This is a genomic window from Pirellulales bacterium, from assembly GCA_036490175.1.
Taxonomy (GTDB): domain Bacteria; phylum Planctomycetota; class Planctomycetia; order Pirellulales; family JACPPG01; genus JACPPG01.
This window is the reverse complement of the sequence record DASXEJ010000038.1, coordinates 13,649-30,772: the sequence shown is the minus strand read 5'-3', so window position 1 is coordinate 30,772 and position 17,124 is coordinate 13,649. Positions and strand designations below refer to the sequence as shown.

The window sequence follows — 17,124 nt, the reverse complement described above, 5'->3', positions numbered from 1 at the left end:
CGGCGACATGAGTCTGGTTGGTCCGCGCCCGTTGATGATGCGGTACGTCGACCGTTACTCACCGGAGCAGTTTCGCCGCCACAACGTCTTGCCGGGCGTCACCGGGTGGGCTCAAATCAATGGCCGCAACGACATTTCCTGGGAACGAAAATTCGAGCTCGATGTATGGTACGTTGACCATGTCAGCTGGGCACTCGATTTAAAGATTCTTTGGTTGACCTTGATAAAGACGATTCAAGGGGCCGGGGTCAGCGCGGCGGGACATGCCACGGCGCCAGAGTTTGACGGAAGTCAGAGCATTAAAAGACCGTAATGGGGTGATAATCGCGTTGCACGTCGTTGGTGATGGTATTACGAATAACTGCAAGCGATTTCTGTCGACTGTATCGTTAGGGTTGTTCGGGGATCTGTGGATCTAAAGCTTGCCTGCTTTGTGGTCTAGGGCGCCGATGACGTCGCGTGCCGTGATCGGGTATGTGATCATATCGCGCGGATTCTGTTCCAACAGGCGGTTCGGCGGCAACGCACATGTTGCGCTGGACTGGCCCGCGGTCGGAAATTGCCGCACCGAGATCGCCACTTCATGCAACCATTCAGCACAGCTTCGGTCCACATTGGCGCGCACGAGAAACCGTCAATGACGTTAAAATTTCTGGCGGCGTCGGACGGCGAGTGGGACGAGGTTCTCGCCACTGTGCGGCATGACTTCTATCATTTACCCTCCTACTCGCGCCTTATGGCACCCTTTGACGGCGGCCACGCCGAAGCGGTGCTCGTGCGCGAGCAAGACCATTTCTTCTTCCTGCCGTATATCGTGCGGCCGCTGTCGAAGATCGGCTGGGTCGGTGACGCAGGCGCCACGTTGTTTGATATCGTGTCACCTTATGGTTATCCCGGCCCCATCCAGGCCGGCCCCGAGGCATTCCAACGGCACGCCGTCAGCGCCTGGCACAAAGTCATGAGCGAACGTGGCTGTGTGAGCGGCTTTATCCGCATGCACCCGCTACTCAACATCGCCAATAGTGCCTTTATATCCAACGGCGAGCTCATCGAACGGGGGCGCACCGTTTCCATCGATCTTCAGGCATCCGACGAGGACCTGTGGCGACAGACTCGGGAGAATCATCGCCGCGATATCGTCAAGCAACGGCGCGCCGGCATGACAGCCTCGATGGAGAACGATGCCGAGTCCCTGCAGATATTCGCCACCATCTATTACGAAACGATGGCCCGCGTCGGTGCTGCCAGTTACTACATGTTTCCTGCCGAGTACTTCCGCGGATTGCAGGACGCACTGGGAGACAAGATATCGGTGTGCATTGTCAGGAATGCCGAGGGCCAGGTGCTGGCCGGCGGCATATTCACCGAGTGTACCGGCATCGTGCAGTACCATCTTGGTGGGACCTTCAATTCGGCCCTAGGCTCTCGACCATCGAAGCTCATGTTCGACTATGTACGAACCTGGGCCAAGCAGCGTGGCAATACCGTGCTTCATCTCGGCGGCGGGTTTGGCGCCAAGGAGGACTCGGTCTTCGAATTCAAAGCCGGCTTCTCGCCACGGCGCCACGCGTATTTCACGTGGCAGCTGCTCTTCCAGCCCGAGGCCTACGACGGTCTCGAACACCGCCGCCGCTCACAGTCGGACGTCGGGTTGGATGCGCAGTACTTTCCCATCTACCGTTCGTAGACAGCCATGACGCCCGGATCAAAGACGACGGTGATCGACAACAAGGAGGTCTACGCCAAAAGTGAGTTCGACCAATGGGCCTTTCGCGAGGAGCTCGAACCAGGCGAGACGTTTTTGTTTCGCAAGTACCTCGACGCGCATGGGCGCACGCTTGAGGCGGGCTCGGGGGGCGGCCGACTTCTGCTGGCACTGCAGAACGCCGGCTTCACCGATTTGCACGGGTTCGACTTCTTGCCCGAGTTCGTTGCCGTCGCCCAACAGCGGGACCAGCGCAAGACGATCGACTTTCGCGTGCAAGATGCCACGCAACTCGACTATCCAGACAACAGCTTCGATCAGCTCGTGTATCTGCAGCAGGTCCTTTGTTTTATCGCGACCGAGGAGGGTCGTAAGCGCGCCGTCTGCGAAGCGGCCCGCATCTTACGGCCCGGAGGACGGATGGTGGTAAGTTTCCTCAGCAATCGCGCGCGAAAGGACTCTCTCTTCTATTCGACATTTATCGTCTGGTTGCGCCTGTTCAGATTTGCGACATTTTCGCGGCGGAGCGTGCAGTATTTGCCCTGGATGCGCCATGGCGCCAATGTGAACTGGGCCGCGCTATGGGATAAAGCGCCGTACACCTATTGGTACGAAGCGCGCGAAGCCGAGGCATTGATTCGCGCTGCGGGGCTTCAGGTAGTCGCCGTCGGCTCGGATCATCAAGTCGCACAAGGGGATCTTCTCGGAACGGCCGCCGAGTTGGACGGCGCGCCGTTTGCCGGGCGTTTGTATTTAGTTTGCCGCAAATAGGGCATCATTCCGGGGAAATGCGACACTTTTCATGAACATCAGCGTTCCATCTCCTGTATGAATCGCAACGTCGTAATGCCGCGTGCTTTCTCCGAATCACCTCATGTTCCTTGTGCCGCCGGCACGCGGCGCCGCCCATTAGACAATCAATCTATCAATAACGTCAGCCCTGTTATTCATGAGTCCCGTGCCCAAATCCTTGGGTAGTCTCCTCATCATCGGTGCCGGTGGACACGCTAAGGCCGTAGTTGGCGCAGCGAAAGTGACTGGCTACGACGTCAGGGCCGTTTACGATGACGACCCCGAAAAATGGGGGAAGGGCATGCTCGGTGTGCCGATCTTTGGTCCCATAAATCGCATTCTTGATGCACCGCGCATGCCCGTGATCGTCGGTATCGCCGACGCTACAATCCGCAAGACGCTGGTGGAACGTCTTCCCTTGGAGTGGGCCACTTTGATCCATAAGACCGCGGTCGTAGACCCGACGGTCAAGGTGGCCGCCGGGGCGGTGGTCTTCGCCGGCGTAGTAATCCAAGCGGACGCAAACATTGGGGCACACGCAATCGTGAACGCCAATGCCACGGTGTCGCACGACTGCCACATCGATAAGTACGTGCACCTGGCGCCGGGCGTGGATCTGGCCAACGGCGTTCATATCTCGACAGGAGCATTCCTGGGGGTTGGCGCTGTCGTGCTGCCTAACGTGCAGATCGGTGCTTGGAGCATTGTCGGAGCGGGGGCCGCGGTGACGTTAGACTTGCCCGATAACGTTGTGGCCGTCGGGTGTCCAGCGCGCGTCATTCGCACTCTGCACGAAAAAAATGCTTCGACGACGGTCGACTACGGCTAGCGCGCATGGACTCGTACTTGGTTGCCACATGGCAGTGCAAATGTGGCAACCGTGTTCGTCCTACCACCACTCGTCCGCTCGCGGACTCCGCTACGACGATGCTAGCGGGCTCCGCTCGAATAACAACCGCAAGATTTGACTTAGGCGCTCGATGCAGAATCAAGATCGAATTACCGCTCTTATCTGGGATGCGATCGACGAGGTGAATGAACTCCTGCCCGAAGGGGCGCGGGTGCCCAAACGCGAGGACGCCGTGCTCTTGGGAGAATCGGGCAGTCTCGATTCGTTCGGTTTGGTTAATCTGGTCGTAGCGCTCGAACAGCGCATCGAAGATGAATTCGGAGTTTCCCTGACGCTGGCCGACGAGAAGGCCATGTCCTACAGCCGTAGTCCCTTTCGCACGGTCCAGACTCTGCGCGATTACATCAACGATCTATTGAAAAACGGCGTCCATGCCTGACCTTCCGGTTCTACTGATTACCGGTACGAGCCAAGGCATTGGGCGGCAATTGGCCGCGCACTTCGCGGCCGAAGACTACCAGGTCGTGGGTTGTAGCCGCAGCGACGTGCCGGCGCCCGCAGGTAACTACCGCCACTTTTGCTTAGACATCGCCGACGAGGCGACCGTCAAGCCGATGTTTAGCGAAATCCGCAAGCAATTTGGGCGGTTGGACGGGCTGATCAACAATGCGGGCATCGCCAGCATGAACCATTTGTTGACGACCCCCATGACGAGCGTACATGACGTGTTGCGCACCAACGTCGCGGGGACATTCCTATTTTGCCGCGAGGCCGCCAAGCTGATGCAGCGCCGCCGGTTCGGGCGGATCGTCAACTTTGCGACCGTGGCCACTCCGCTCAAGCTAGAAGGGGAGGCAATCTACGCGGCATCGAAGGCGGCCGTGATGTCGCTGACCCAAACCTTGGCCCGTGAGCTGGCCGACTTCGGTATTACGGTGAACGCAATTGGTCCCACGCCCATCCGCACCGGTCTGATCGCCGGCGTGCCGGAGGATAAGCTCGACGCCCTGATCGCCAGGCAGGCGATCCACCGCTACGGTGAAATCCGGGACGTGATCAATGTCATCGATTTCTTTCTGCGTCCGGAAAGCGATTTTGTGACCGGGCAAACTGTGTTTCTCGGGGGCGTGTAATGCCGATCCAGTTCCTGCTCGATGCCTTTGCCGCCCGGCACGATACAGACGCCCTCGTCTGGCATGATCAGGCTTACAGCTATGGCTGGCTTATCGAACGCATCGACTTTTGGCGCAAGACTCTCGATGAGCAAGCACTCCCAGCCGGTGCGGTTGTCGCGGTCGAGGCTGATTTTTCGCCGAATGCAGTAGCACTTTTTCTGTCGCTTGTCGAACGTGGTTGCGTTCTTGTACCGCTTACTTCCAGCCTGGCGGCACAACGGGGCGAACTACTGGATATTGCCGAAGTGGAATGGATTGTCGCGGTCGACTCGTGTGACCAGGTCGCGATCACACGACGCGAGAACCAGGCAACGCACGAGTTTCTAGCCCGCTTACGCGATAAGGGGCATCCGGGGCTGGTATTGTTCTCGTCCGGGTCAACCGGCAAGAGCAAGGCCGCCGTCCACGATATGGTCAACATACTTGAGAAGTTTCGTGTTCCGCGTCATCGGTTGCGGACAATCTCCTTTCTCCTCTACGACCATATCGGCGGCATCAATACGATGCTCTACACGCTTGCCAACGGTGGCTGCCTGATAACGGTCGAAGTTCGCACGCCGGACGGAGTGCTACGCGCCGTCGAGCGACATCGCGTCGAGCTGCTGCCTACCTCGCCGACATTCCTGACCATGGTTTTGATGAGCGAGGCCCACAAACGGCACGACTTGTCGTCCCTCCGAACGGTCACCTATGGGACGGAGCCAATGCCAGAGAGCACGCTGCAGCGATTTCACGGGCTGTTCCCCGAGATTCGGCTGGTCCAGACCTATGGACTGTCGGAAGTCGGCATTTTGCGATCCAAATCGAAGAGTTCGGACTCATTGTGGGTAAAAATTGGCGGCGAGGGATTTGAAACCCGCGTCGTCGATGGTCTGCTGGAAATCAAAGCCCGCTCCAGCATGCTCGGCTATTTGAACGCGGCCAGCCCGTTCACGGTTGACGGCTGGTTCAAAACCGGGGACGAAGTTCTCGTCGATGGAGAATATTTGCGCATTCTCGGGCGCAAAAGCGAGATGATCAACGTCGGCGGTCAGAAGGTCTACCCTGCGGAAGTCGAAAGCGTGGTTCAAGAGATGAATGGCGTGGCCGACGCTACAGTCTACGGCGAGCGCAATGCGATAACCGGCCAGATTGTGTGCGTCAATGTCACGCTGCACGCAGCCGAAGACCAGGCAACTTTCGCCCGGCGGCTGAAGCAGCACTGCCGCGCCCGGCTGGAATTGTTCAAAGTTCCGGTCAAGGTCCGAGTTGTTGCCTCGCCGCAGCATGGAGCACGCTTCAAGAAAATGCGCCCCACGGCCGAAAGTCCCGTAGCACACGAGACAACCTGAAATTCGTGGTCCTCATCGTTTGCATCGTTGTCGGCTGGCCACTCAATATCCTCGGCGCCGATTGATCAGGCAGGAAAGAGCTGATCGCAGCAATGGCTAGCGGAACCGTCAAACAAGTGCGCATCGCGGGCATCGCCAGCGCTGTGCCCGAGCGGGTACGTACGCTGGAAGATGACGCGCAGATCTTCGGCGCCACCGAGATCGAGCGCATTAGCCAGAATATTGGGGTGCGCAAGCGTCACGTGGCGAGTGCATCGACCTGTACTTCTGACCTGTGCTACGCCGCGGCAGATCGCCTGCTCAAGGATCTTGGCTGGGAACAGGAATCGATCGACGCGGTGATTTTTGTTTCACAAACGCCCGATTACTTCATGCCCGCCACCGCCTGCGTGCTGCAAGACAGGTTAGGTCTGTCGCGCGGCTGCGCTGCGTTCGACGTGAATCAAGGTTGTGCTGGCTATGTGTATGGATTGTGGATCGGCAGTCAGTTGGCGCGCGGCGGATGTGGCCGCGTGCTGGTGCTGGTCGGTGACACGATGAGCCGCCTGGTTGCGCCGCGTGATCGGACCGTAACGAGCTTGTTTGGCGACGCCGGCACGGCCACAGCGTTGGAATTCTCGGCGGGTGCAGCGAACATGCACTTCGAATTCGGCACGGACGGCAGCGGTCGCGGCTGCTTGGTGGTACCCGCCGGCGCATTCCGTCAGCCACACTCACCTCAGACCAGCGAACGCGTCGAACAATCGGGCGGCAACTTCCGCAGTGCAGAAGACGTGTTTATGGACGGCGGTGAGGTCTTCACCTTCGTGCTGCGCGAAGTGCCCCGCCTCGTGCAGTCGATCCTTACCGCGGCGGAAAGGACCGTGACTGACATTGATGCCTTTGTGTTCCATCAGGCCAACCGCTTCATGCTTGGCCACCTGACCAAGCGACTGCGGCTACCGCCGGAGCGCGTGGCCATTGGATTGACAGACTACGGAAATACCAGTTCGGCCTCGATACCGCTGGCCATCACCACCGAGCTTCGCGAGTCGCTTGCGCCGGCGCGGCAGCGGCTGTTGTTGGCCGGCTTCGGAGCTGGTTTTGCCTGGGGTGCCGCAGTGTTGGAATGCGGACCGGTCTGCCTGCCACCGGTGATCATTGTTGCCGACGAATCAAGATCCGCATAAACCTCGACTCTGAGACTGCTGATTTCCGCTCACAATGCGACAAAAAGGTTATTGTCGACCGAGTGCCCAAGACGAGCAGCCCCAGTTCGTGCCGCTGGGCCTCGCCTACGATTTCCACTATCCGGATTGTTCGCAGTCCGGCTTGCGACCGCCGGGACAAGAGACCGGATCGTCAGAGTGCCAGTTGTAACATATCCTGTTGTAGACTAATTCATCGGGCAAAGACCATGCGCAGTCACCGGCCAGCAGACCGGCGCCGTGGGCAGTTGAGAGGAAACCATGCCGGCTTCTGACACTGAGTTCGTCCGTAGACTCGCCGAGGCCCTTAACGAAAATCAAGCCTCGGTCCAGGAAAGCACCGTGCTTGCCGACCTTGAGGGCTGGGACTCCGTGGGACAACTGTCCGTCATTGCCCTAGTCGACGAATATTTCAACCGTCGGATTAATGTCGATGCGCTGCGAAAATGCCAGCGCGTGAGCGACCTGCTGCAACTGGTCGATGGTCAATCCTAACCCGCCTGTTGTCAGACGATGACTCGTCCCATGCTCATCGAGCGCGAGGGAGTGACGGCTTTCATTTCGGCCCCACCGCGCTTCCAGACTTTCCCAGGCCGCACCAAACAGTTCGCATGATCGTCAATCCATTCAGCCTGGAAGGAAAGCGAGTGCTGGTAACAGGCGCTTCCTCGGGCATCGGACGGGCAGCGGCGCAAATGTGTGCCCAACTCGGCGCCACACTGATCTGCTTAGGTCGCGACGAACAGCGGCTGCAACAGACACTCGGCTCCCTTGCCGGTGACGGCCACGTGGTGCGCGTGGCCGACTTGGACGACGCCGATGTCCTGCCCCCAATGCTGCAAGACTTGACGGCCGAGATCGGTCCGCTGTCTGGATTAGTTCATTCGGCCGGCGTGCTGCGTTCGACGCCGCTGCGAGTAGCCAAGGCCGACGACTTTCTGAGTCAGTATCGTACGAACACGGTCAGTGCGGCCCTGCTCCTAAAGGCGGCCTCGCGGCGGGGCGTGAGTAGCCCCCAGGGATGTTCGGTTGTCCTGATCGGTTCGGTCGTGAGCATGCTAGGGGCCGCCGGACTGGCGGCCTATTGCGCGTCGAAAGCCGCGCTGACAGGACTCGCGCGAACCGCGGCGTTGGAACTGGCCACCGCACGCATTCGCGTGAATGCCGTGCTGCCCGGCATGGTCGAGACTAAGATGGCCAGCGATTATCGCGCTACAATGGCCGCCGACCAGGTACAAGCCATCGAACAAATGCATCCGCTGGGTTTGGGGCAGCCGGCCGATGTGGCCGGCGCTATCGTCTTCCTGCTGTCCGATGCGTCCCGTTGGATTACCGGAAGTTGCCTGACGGTCGACGGAGGCTATTCGGCCCACTAAAGTACTGCTATGGAAAAGAAACGCCTCTATATCGCCGGAGCCGGAGGTTTCGGGCGCGAAGTCGCCGCCTGGGCCAGGGATTTCTGTCAATCCGCTGGCGATTTTGACCTGGTTGGCTTTCTCGATGACCGGCCCGACGCCCTGGGGGACTTCCCCAGCGACCTGCGCGTCGTAGGAAACGTCGACTCGCACCGTTTCGAATCGCAGGATCGGGTGTTTGTCGCGATCTGCGAGCCACGCGTGAAGATGCAGATCGTCGACAAGCTCAAGGGCCGCGCACAGTTTGCCACCATAATTCACCCCATGGCCATCATCGGCTCCCACTGCAAAATCGGCGTCGGTTCAATTCTCTGTCCTCATGCCGCTTTGACGACCAATGTCACAATCGGCGACCATGTCCATCTGAATCTGAAGGTAACCGTAGGACACGACTCACGCGTCGGTTCGTTCTCGACGCTCAACAGTCACACCGACATCACCGGGGCCGTCGTCATCGAAGAGGCGGTTTTCATGGGCTCGCACGCGGTTGTATTGCCGCGAGGGCACGTCGGCGCCTTCGCCCGCATCGGCGCTGGCAGCGTTGTGCTGCGGCACGTTGCCGCCGGGGAAACGGTTCTTGGCGTGCCGGCACATAGGGTTTAGCGTGCGCCGACTTCGCCCCCTCTTGATCTTTGGCACGCGTCCCGAGGCCATCAAAATGGCTCCGGTAGTGCATGAATGCTTGCGCCGCAAGGAGCAAATCGAGCCAATCGTCTGCCTCACGGGGCAGCATCGCGAAATGCTAGCCCAGGTGACCGATTACTTTGGGCTGACGGCAGATCTTGATCTGGCACTCATGCAGCCCAATCAAACGCTCGCCGAATTGACGGCGCGGTGCTTTCAGGGTCTTGATGGAGCGCTCGCGCAATTCCAGCCCGATTGTGTTGTCGCTCAGGGCGATACCACAACGGTCATGGTCGCGGCGCTAGCAGCCTTTTATCGTCGCCTGCCGTTCGTGCATGTCGAGGCCGGCTTGCGGACGGGTAACCTGCAGGCCCCCTGGCCCGAGGAAATGAACCGCCGCGTGGCTAGCATTGTCACGACGGTACATTGCGCGCCCACAGAGCGATCGGCCGAAAACCTTCGGGCCGAGCAGGTGCCCGCGACGAGCATCTTTGTCACGGGCAACACGGTGATCGATGCCCTGCTGTGGGCCGTCGAGCGGGAACGGGCCGGAGGCGCACGCTGGCGTGACAAGTATGCCGCGCTGGGCAACCATCGCATGGTGCTGATCACGGGGCATCGACGCGAGAACTTTGGCCAGGGATTTCAAGATATATGTCAGGCCATCGGCGCGCTGGCAGACCGATTTCCGGATGTGCAGTTTGTTTATCCGGTACATTTGAACCCCAATGTGCAGCAGCCGGTCCGCGACCTGCTGGGGGATAAGGCTAACGTACACTTGACCGAACCGGCACCCTACCCGGAATTTGTGTGGTTGATGGATCGCTCGACCGTAATCCTCACCGATTCCGGCGGCGTGCAGGAAGAGGCGCCGTCGCTTCGTAAACCGATCCTGGTAATGCGCGAGACGACCGAGCGGCCTGAAGCCCTGGATGCCGGCGCCGTCGAGCTGGTCGGCACCAGCGTCGAACGGATCGTGGCGTCGCTGACCCGGCTGTTAACCGACCCTCAGGAGTATGCACGGAGGCAGCTCGATCAGAACCCTTATGGCGACGGCCAGGCGGCCGGCCGCATTGTGGACATCATGTTGAAGCAAGGCTGGCAAAAATGAGTTCCGATCAGAGCCGCGAATCCCGTGGCCCCCGCACGTTTGTGCCGGCAGAAACAAAAGTTTGCGTAATGGGACTGGGCTACATCGGCCTCCCCACGGCAAGCATTTTGGCCAATAAGGGATACCACGTCTTCGGCGTCGATGTGCGACCTGAGGTTGTCGAGACAATCAACCGGGGCCAGATTCACATCGAAGAACCGGACCTGGATATCCTCGTGCGCTCGGCTGTGAACAGCGGTCAGTTGAAGGCCGGGCTCGAGCCCCAGCCCGCTGACATCTTCATCATTTGCGTCCCCACGCCCATCAACCCCGACCACTCGCCCGATCTGTCATTCGTAGAACAAGCATCGCGCGCCATTCGCTCCCACGTGCGGGCCGGCAATCTGATCATTCTGGAATCCACAAGTCCCCCGCTGACGACCGACGATATCGTATTGCGCTACGCAGTGCCGGATGGGTTGGCCCCTGGGCGTGATGTGTACGTGGCGCATTGTCCAGAGCGTGTCCTTCCCGGTCGGATCCTACTCGAAGCCGTACAGAACGACCGCGTTGTCGGTGGCATCACGCCAGCCTGCTCGCGACGCGCGAAGGAGTTCTACGAGACCTTCGTCAATGGTGACGTATACGCCACTAGCGCCAAAACGGCTGAAGTCACGAAGCTAGTCGAGAATTCCTACCGCGACGTAAACATTGCCTTCGCCAATGAGTTGTCGATCCTGGCCGACCATCTCGAGATTGACCCCTGGGAGCTGATTTCACTGGCCAATCGGCATCCACGCGTGAACATCCTGTCGCCCGGCCCGGGTGTCGGTGGGCACTGCATTAGTGTCGATCCTTGGTTCCTGGTTCACGCAGCTCCGCAATACACCCCGCTGATTCGTACGGCCCGAGAAGTCAATGACGCCAAGCCGCATCACGTCGTCGAGCACGTGGCGAAATTGGCCCGGCAGTTTCACGCCCCCAAGATCGGCTGCCTGGGCCTGACCTACAAGGCGGACGTGGACGACCTGCGCGAAAGCCCTTCGCTTGAGATCGTGCGCGACCTGCGCAAGCTGAACCTGGGCGAGGTCATGGCCTGCGACCCCTACGTCTCGTCGAAGCGTTTTACTGAGTTTCCGTTGCACCCCCTTACCGATGTCCTACAACAAAGTCAATTGCTCGTGCTGCTGACCGATCATCGGCAGTTCCGCGACATTTCACGCAAAGTCTTGCAAGAAAAGGTCGTCATCGATACGCGCGGTGTATGGCGCTAACGGCTCTGGCGCCCTACCGTACGGAAAACGAACACAGCATCGACATCAAGCATCGCCCCCTTCAAATGGGACTGAGATCCTCGTGAAACAAGTCGTGCAAAACTTTGGCTCTGGCGTTCTGGAACTGCTGGACGTCCCCTGCCCCACGGCTGGCCGCGGGCAGTTGTTAATCCAAACGCGCGCCAGCCTTATCTCGGCGGGCACCGAACGTGCACTCGTGGAGTTTGGTCAATCCAGTCTGATTTCCAAGGCGATTCAGAGTCCCGAGCGTGTAAAGCAGGTCTGGGACAAGGTCCGGACAGAGGGGCTCATGACCACGATGGAGACCGTCTTTACCAGGCTGGACGAGCCAATGCCGCTGGGCTACTCCAATGCCGGCATCGTCGTCGAAGTTGGCCCGGGCGTCACCCATTTCGCGGCCGGCGATCGCGTCGCGAGCAACGGCAGCCATGCCGAGATGGTTTGCCGTCCGGTGAACTTGTGCGCGAAAATCCCCGACGGAGTCAGTGACGAGCAAGCCAGCTTCGCGGTGTTAGGATCGATCGGCATGCAAGGTATTCGGCTGCTTCGACCCGAAATGGGCGAAACCGTGGCCGTCTTCGGATTGGGTCTGATCGGACTATTGGCAGCGCAATTGCTCGTGCAATCGGGCGCCCGCGTATTGGGAATCGATCCTGACCCTCGTCGTCGAGAGCTGGCACGCGCTTGCGGCGCCATTCCGATCGATGTGGCAGGCGATCCCATTGCGGCGGCGATAGCACAAACCGGGGGACACGGTGTCGATGCCGTGCTGGTGACCGCCTCTGCCCGCGACGACGATATCCTCAGTCAGGCCGCGCGCATGTCGCGCAAACGTGGTCGGATCGTACTCGTCGGTGTCGTCAACATGGAGCTAAATCGGGCCGAGTTCTACGACAAAGAGCTCTCCTTCCAAGTCTCCTGTTCGTACGGGCCGGGGCGCTACGATACGCAATACGAAGAACAAGGAGTTGACTATCCTTACGCATTCGTCCGATGGACCGAGCAGCGCAATATCGAGTCCGTTCTGGCGATGATGGCCAATGGCCGTCTCGACGTCGACCGTTTGATAACAAAGCGCATTCCTCATGCCGAGGCGGCCAAGGCCTATGAGTTGCTGTCCAGCGATCGGGCACAATTGGGCGTTGTGCTCGAGTATCCGGCGGTCGAGCCGTTGACGAGCCGCATTGTTCGCACCACCACGGTGCCCCAGGTGACGAGTGGCGCCGGTCAGGTGAGGGTGGGCGTCATCGGCGCCGGAGCCATCACCAAGCGTACATTGCTGCCAGCATTGGCCAAGACCGGAGCGCGACTGGTTTGTATCGCTAGTGCCGGCGGCGTGACCGCGGCCCATGCCGCGCGCAAATACAAATGCGAATCGAGCACCACTGATTACCGCACCATTCTGGACGACAAAAATATTAACGCCGTGTTCATCACGGTGCGCCCCAATTTGCACGCCCAGATGGTGATCGATGCGCTGGCAGCCGGCAAGCACGTGTTTGTCGAAAAGCCGCTGGCCCTCACGCGGGGCGATTTGCATCGAGTGCAAGAAGCATACGCCGCCAGCCGCGGCCTGCAATTGACCGTGGGATTCAATCGTCGCTTCGCGCCACAAGCGGTAAAGGTTCACGATCTGCTGGCCACCCGGTCGCAACCGGCGGTCATGAACATGCTCATCAACGCCGGCGCCATACCGCACAATCATTGGATCCAGGACCCGGTAATCACAGGGGGTCGCATCATTGGCGAAGGCTGCCATTGGATCGATTTGGCAAGCTACCTGGTCGGCTCGCCGATCACGACAGTGCAAGCGGTCACATTGGGCGTGCCGCAGGTATCGAACACGACGAGCGACCATATGACGATCTCCCTGTCGCTGGCCGACGGCTCGCTAGCGAATATCCATTATCTGGCCAATGGTCACCGTTCGTATCCCAAGGAAATGATCACGGTCTTTTGCCAGGGCCGCTCGTTGGAACTGAATAACTTTCGTCAACTGCGTGGATTCGGCTGGCCAGGATTCAAGCGGCTCAACCTGTTTCAGCAGGACAAGGGTCACCAGGCCGAAGTCGCGGCATTCGTCGAGCGCGTGGCTCAAGGGGGCTCACCGCTCATCGAGCCTGTCGAATTGTGGAACGTTACGGAAGCCTCTTTTGCCGCCGAAGAGGCCGCGGCCGAGCACACCCGTGTAAACATCGGCACGTAGGATTGGCAGCCCCGCCGGGCAATCTAGGCGGGCTGGACTAATCCGCCTGACAGCCGGGCAACTTCGCTGGCCAGGGCGCGATCGCTAATTCCCGTGACGCGCACGGGATTCTCTCCTGCCGGTTCATCGAGGCTAGGAACAGTAATACCGGCGCCCGCTGGGCCCACAACGGTCACCATTCTGACGGGCAACGAAGCCTGTCCTCGCGTTACGATCGTCGGCACTGGCTGCTTGTCGGCGTAGTAGAGCGATTCCCATCCTTCGGGCGCGGCCCCCTCCTCACCACGGTAAAGGCGGGTTGCAAAACCAGCCGGCGCAACAACGCGTAGGACCAGCTGCTGCCCTTCGATCTCGGCCTGCCAGGCTCCGGAACGATCTTGCCACTCGGCCGGCGCCAGTCGCCAACGTAGGGCCAACTCGTGTTCGTCACTCCCTAAGAGATCGTCGACAATTATGTATGTATCGAGGATTCTGACGATCGAACGCCGATGCACCACGCGTCCCGTCAGCCGGCGATAGCCATAGTGCTCGCCCGCAAGAAAACCGACTCGACCGTCCAATGAGCGCTCCGACGCCAGCAGCAGGGACTGCGTCCAGCGGAACCACAAAAAGCTGGGACCGCGCTGCATCTGGTCCTGGCCGTCCACCTCGACCGTGTTGTGGCCGGCCGTCGATTCGAAAAAGTGTTGCCACGGCGGATCGGTATCGTAGTGAAAGCTGCCACCGTCGCGCAACACGTTCGCGCCGTCGTACCACAAATCAACGTGCAACATATCAGCCTGGTTCGGCCGATCGCGAAACGAATGAATGCGCGTAAAAAGCCACGAGCGCGGACCGCTGAGGGTGTAATAGCCGCCACTCGGTGCTTCAAATGGCGACGGCCGGGCCTTCTCGGCTTGCCGCGCCGATAACGATTCTGGCCCGCACAGCCAGAGCATTTCTTCGTCCCATGGCCCGGGAGGGTAAAGGCGAGTGCCGTGCAGCACGTAATTAGCTGCCTGGGCTACCGGCCGAAAGTCGACGTAGTCGCACGTCGTCAGCGGTAGCACCACGGCACCGTCATTGGCCCCATAGTTGGGTACGCGGCCGGTGCGAGGCTCGATCATCGCAGAGAGCCACACCAGCGCCTTCGAAAGCGGGGCGTGCAACTCGGTGAGAGGGTCGCCATGCAACGTTCCCAATCTGATGGCCCACAGAACGTCGTCCATCATGACGCGATGGTAATTCGTGCTGTGTTGGATGTACGAGCCGTCGGGATAAATCTGCCGCTCGATTTCCTCGCAAAGTACGCGGCGGCCGCGCTCGCGCCACTGGGCTGCCCGGCGCAACTCGGGAAACATCAGACCGAGCGTCCACAGTCCCGCAGCCTCGCTGATGGCATGATTATTCTTCTGACTGCGGGCGTAGACGATATTACGCTCGATCAGCCGACCAGACAGACAGGCCAGTTCACTTAGCCGGTGGTAGCGTTCCGCGCGGGCCTCGGGGGCGTCGACGAAAGCGCAGGCCGCGAAAAGCCACGCCATGAGCCGGAAAGTGGCTTCCTGGCCACAAGCCCAGCCGGCCGATGCAGCGAACGGATTCTGCCGGTCCCAGTCAGCCAACAACTGCCAAAACAGCTCGCCGGTCGGCGAGGCGGGGTGGCGCACCACATCGCGTGCTAGCAAAAAAGCCGTTTGAAAACGAGAAGCCTCCCACACGCACTTGAGGTCCTTATAGCGTTTATCAAACGGCCGATATCCGTGCCGCGACCAACCGGTGGGCCAATTTATATCGTGAATGGGGTCGTGATTGAAATCGACCGGCCAGCCCACATTTAACGACTGGTGATTGAAATACAGCATTTGGCCGCGCGGCAGGGCATCGACTAGATCGCGCACTCTGTGTTGCCAACGTTCGTCGTCGGCGACCTGCGTCAGAGCCGGCTGTATCTGGGCAGCCTGGCGTGGCCCCGTGAAGAACCGATCGGCGCGGGTCCGCCAGCATTCAAGCGCCGCGGCCGGCGAATACCCGGCAATGAACTCGCGTTCGACGAGGCCCTCCCGGGCTTCGTCTTTCAGCTTTTCGCTGGCGTCGAGCCCCAATCGGCCCATGACAATGTGCCAGGCCCGGCGCGGTACGTTCTCCCAGCCGACGGCGCGCACGATCCAGTACATCCGCGCTATTCGCTTCATTCGGAACCATACCTGCGATCAGTACGTTTACGTCCATCAACGCCAGGTGAAGTGGATCGGCGTACTTTCACAGTTCCCGTGTTGCCTGGGCGCGTGTGACGGCTTGTTTTTGGGGGGGTACAGTCAGCCGCCACCAGAGGGGCGCACGCACGGAGAAAGCCCGCAAATGTGTGCCATCGCTGCGATCGTCCGCAGGTGTCGCAGTCAGGGTCGTGAACACGTTTGCGGGCCATCGACAACGTTGTTTTTGATGTGTAGTCTAAAAGCTAGAAATCCCACACTTCACCCGCAAACCCGCCGGCCTCGGTCGTCAATTCTCCGGGGGTTACCGGCGGTCGAGGCCCGACTGAGGCCACCCGTGCAGCGGCAACGCCCGAGACGGTAATCTAAGCTAGCATTGAAGTTCCAGCAGATTCCCGTGCATGTCAGGTCTTGGGTTCGCCTGCGGTGAAGTTCGTTAGTGGGGCGAAGCATACACAGTATTAGTGTCGGCGCCGCGAAGGGGACCCATGTCACCCATGGGAACGGAGTGCGCGCCGATGGAACCCTCACACCACTATTGCATTGTCAGTGGCCGTAGACCATTCGTCCAGGCCTACGCGTCACTTGCCTATAATCTCGATTGAAGCGCCCGATCGCCCGCGAATCGCGACAAGCGTGCCACGCGACAGCCGACCCCTGGAAGTGATTTCGTATGCCTATCCTGGCCCCTGAACCGAGCCTGTATCCGGCCGACTTGTTCGACCGTGCCGAGGCCTGTGCAGAGCCCGAGGCACGCTGGTGGGCGTTATATAGCCTCGCGCGTCAAGAGAAGCAGCTGATGCGGCGGTTGCACGCTCAAGAGACTCCCTTCTATGCCCCCGTCGTGGCCAAGCGTATTCGGTCGCCGTCGGGGCGCGTGCGCGTGTCGCAGGTGCCTCTATTCGCCGGCTATGTGTTTCTCTATGGCACTGGAGCACAGCGGCATGTCGCGATGACCACCAATTGCGTGTCTCGCTGTCTTGATGTACCTGACGGCGCGCAGTTAACCAACGACTTGCGCGCGATCCACCGCCTGATTGCCACGGGTGAGCCGTTAACGCCGGAGGCCCGTCTCGAGCCCGGTCAGCCGGTGCGCATTCGCTCGGGGGCCTTGATGGGATTCGAAGGAATTGTCCTTCGCCGCGCCAACGAGACTCGATTGCTCGTGGCCGTCAACTTCTTACAGCGCGGGGCAAGCGTCCTGGTCGACGATTGCCAACTTGAATTGCTCAATTAGCGCTCTAGCCTACGCAACCGCG

At 59.9% G+C, this 17,124-nt stretch carries 16 protein-coding genes; 15 read left to right on the top strand and 1 reads right to left on the bottom strand.

Translation table 11 applies throughout. The features are described from left to right. From VGG64_03275 to VGG64_03210, 14 genes are all read left to right on the top strand, one after another. Positions 1-313 (top strand): sugar transferase (locus VGG64_03275; protein ID HEY1598594.1); only part of this gene is annotated, 313 nt, incomplete at its 5' end. A gap of 324 nt (positions 314-637) precedes the next feature. Further along, positions 638-1,687: a hypothetical protein gene (locus VGG64_03270; protein HEY1598593.1), complete on the top strand. Its 1,050-nt coding sequence runs from the start codon at positions 638-640 to the stop codon at positions 1,685-1,687. A gap of 6 nt (positions 1,688-1,693) precedes the next feature. Further along, entirely contained in the window at positions 1,694-2,476 is a 783-nt protein-coding gene (locus tag VGG64_03265; protein ID HEY1598592.1) for a class I SAM-dependent methyltransferase, read from the top strand. A 187-nt stretch (positions 2,477-2,663) separates the two neighbouring features. Next, positions 2,664-3,326 (top strand): acetyltransferase, encoded by a 663-nt coding sequence (locus tag VGG64_03260; protein HEY1598591.1) that lies wholly within the window; start codon positions 2,664-2,666, stop codon positions 3,324-3,326. Between the two features lie 151 nt (positions 3,327-3,477). Beyond that, positions 3,478-3,786, top strand: coding sequence for a hypothetical protein (locus VGG64_03255; protein ID HEY1598590.1), 309 nt, complete (start codon positions 3,478-3,480; stop codon positions 3,784-3,786). Further along, positions 3,779-4,480 carry an SDR family oxidoreductase gene (locus tag VGG64_03250; GenBank protein HEY1598589.1) on the top strand — a complete coding sequence of 234 codons (702 nt, stop codon included), beginning with the start codon at positions 3,779-3,781 and terminating at the stop codon, positions 4,478-4,480. The genes VGG64_03255 and VGG64_03250 overlap by 8 nt, the downstream gene beginning before the upstream one ends. Then, positions 4,480-5,853 (top strand): fatty acid--CoA ligase family protein, encoded by a 1,374-nt coding sequence (locus VGG64_03245; GenBank protein ID HEY1598588.1) that lies wholly within the window; start codon positions 4,480-4,482, stop codon positions 5,851-5,853. Before VGG64_03250 ends, VGG64_03245 begins: the two co-directional genes overlap by 1 nt. Before the next feature lie 92 nt (positions 5,854-5,945). Then, positions 5,946-7,022, top strand: a complete 1,077-nt coding sequence (locus VGG64_03240) for a ketoacyl-ACP synthase III (protein HEY1598587.1) — start codon at positions 5,946-5,948, stop codon at positions 7,020-7,022. A 279-nt stretch (positions 7,023-7,301) separates the two neighbouring features. Further along, positions 7,302-7,535: a phosphopantetheine-binding protein gene (locus VGG64_03235; protein ID HEY1598586.1), complete on the top strand. Its 234-nt coding sequence runs from the start codon at positions 7,302-7,304 to the stop codon at positions 7,533-7,535. Between the two features lie 116 nt (positions 7,536-7,651). Next, positions 7,652-8,416, top strand: coding sequence for an SDR family NAD(P)-dependent oxidoreductase (locus VGG64_03230; protein HEY1598585.1), 765 nt, complete (start codon positions 7,652-7,654; stop codon positions 8,414-8,416). A gap of 9 nt (positions 8,417-8,425) precedes the next feature. Then, on the top strand, positions 8,426-9,058 hold the full coding sequence (locus tag VGG64_03225; GenBank protein HEY1598584.1) for an acetyltransferase: 633 nt from the start codon (positions 8,426-8,428) through the stop codon (positions 9,056-9,058). A 1-nt stretch (position 9,059) separates the two neighbouring features. Then, on the top strand, positions 9,060-10,190 hold the full coding sequence (gene wecB / locus VGG64_03220) for a UDP-N-acetylglucosamine 2-epimerase (non-hydrolyzing) (GenBank protein HEY1598583.1): 1,131 nt from the start codon (positions 9,060-9,062) through the stop codon (positions 10,188-10,190). Further along, entirely contained in the window at positions 10,187-11,443 is a 1,257-nt protein-coding gene (wecC, locus tag VGG64_03215; protein ID HEY1598582.1) for a UDP-N-acetyl-D-mannosamine dehydrogenase, read from the top strand. The genes wecB and wecC overlap by 4 nt, the downstream gene beginning before the upstream one ends. An 82-nt stretch (positions 11,444-11,525) precedes the next feature. Continuing rightward, the gene (locus tag VGG64_03210; protein HEY1598581.1) at positions 11,526-13,670 is read left to right on the top strand and encodes a bi-domain-containing oxidoreductase; all 2,145 of its coding nucleotides are present in this window, start codon (positions 11,526-11,528) and stop codon (positions 13,668-13,670) included. Positions 13,671-13,693: 23 nt separating this feature from the next. On the opposite strand, the gene VGG64_03205 is transcribed toward VGG64_03210, so the two are convergent. Further along, positions 13,694-15,844 carry an alginate lyase family protein gene (locus VGG64_03205; GenBank protein HEY1598580.1) on the bottom strand — a complete coding sequence of 717 codons (2,151 nt, stop codon included), beginning with the start codon at positions 15,842-15,844 and terminating at the stop codon, positions 13,694-13,696. Between the two features lie 694 nt (positions 15,845-16,538). Between VGG64_03205 and VGG64_03200 the strand changes: the two genes are divergently transcribed. Then, on the top strand, positions 16,539-17,102 hold the full coding sequence (locus tag VGG64_03200) for a transcription termination/antitermination NusG family protein (GenBank protein ID HEY1598579.1): 564 nt from the start codon (positions 16,539-16,541) through the stop codon (positions 17,100-17,102). The last annotated feature ends 22 nt before the right edge of the window (positions 17,103-17,124 follow it).

Excerpts from the sequence above, each read along its gene's own strand:
- wecC (HEY1598582.1), top strand. The coding sequence starts at position 10,187 with ATGAGTTCCGATCAGAGCCGCGAATCCCGTGGCCCCCGCACGTTTGTG.
- VGG64_03245 (HEY1598588.1), top strand. The coding sequence starts at position 4,480 with ATGCCGATCCAGTTCCTGCTCGATGCCTTTGCCGCCCGGCACGATACA.
- VGG64_03265 (HEY1598592.1), top strand. The coding sequence starts at position 1,694 with ATGACGCCCGGATCAAAGACGACGGTGATCGACAACAAGGAGGTCTAC.
- VGG64_03240 (HEY1598587.1), top strand. The coding sequence starts at position 5,946 with ATGGCTAGCGGAACCGTCAAACAAGTGCGCATCGCGGGCATCGCCAGC.
- VGG64_03270 (HEY1598593.1), top strand. The coding sequence starts at position 638 with ATGACGTTAAAATTTCTGGCGGCGTCGGACGGCGAGTGGGACGAGGTT.
- VGG64_03255 (HEY1598590.1), top strand. The coding sequence starts at position 3,478 with ATGCAGAATCAAGATCGAATTACCGCTCTTATCTGGGATGCGATCGAC.
- VGG64_03235 (HEY1598586.1), top strand. The coding sequence starts at position 7,302 with ATGCCGGCTTCTGACACTGAGTTCGTCCGTAGACTCGCCGAGGCCCTT.
- VGG64_03205 (HEY1598580.1), bottom strand. The coding sequence starts at position 15,844 with ATGAAGCGAATAGCGCGGATGTACTGGATCGTGCGCGCCGTCGGCTGG.
- VGG64_03225 (HEY1598584.1), top strand. The coding sequence starts at position 8,426 with ATGGAAAAGAAACGCCTCTATATCGCCGGAGCCGGAGGTTTCGGGCGC.
- VGG64_03230 (HEY1598585.1), top strand. The coding sequence starts at position 7,652 with ATGATCGTCAATCCATTCAGCCTGGAAGGAAAGCGAGTGCTGGTAACA.
- VGG64_03200 (HEY1598579.1), top strand. The coding sequence starts at position 16,539 with ATGCCTATCCTGGCCCCTGAACCGAGCCTGTATCCGGCCGACTTGTTC.
- VGG64_03250 (HEY1598589.1), top strand. The coding sequence starts at position 3,779 with ATGCCTGACCTTCCGGTTCTACTGATTACCGGTACGAGCCAAGGCATT.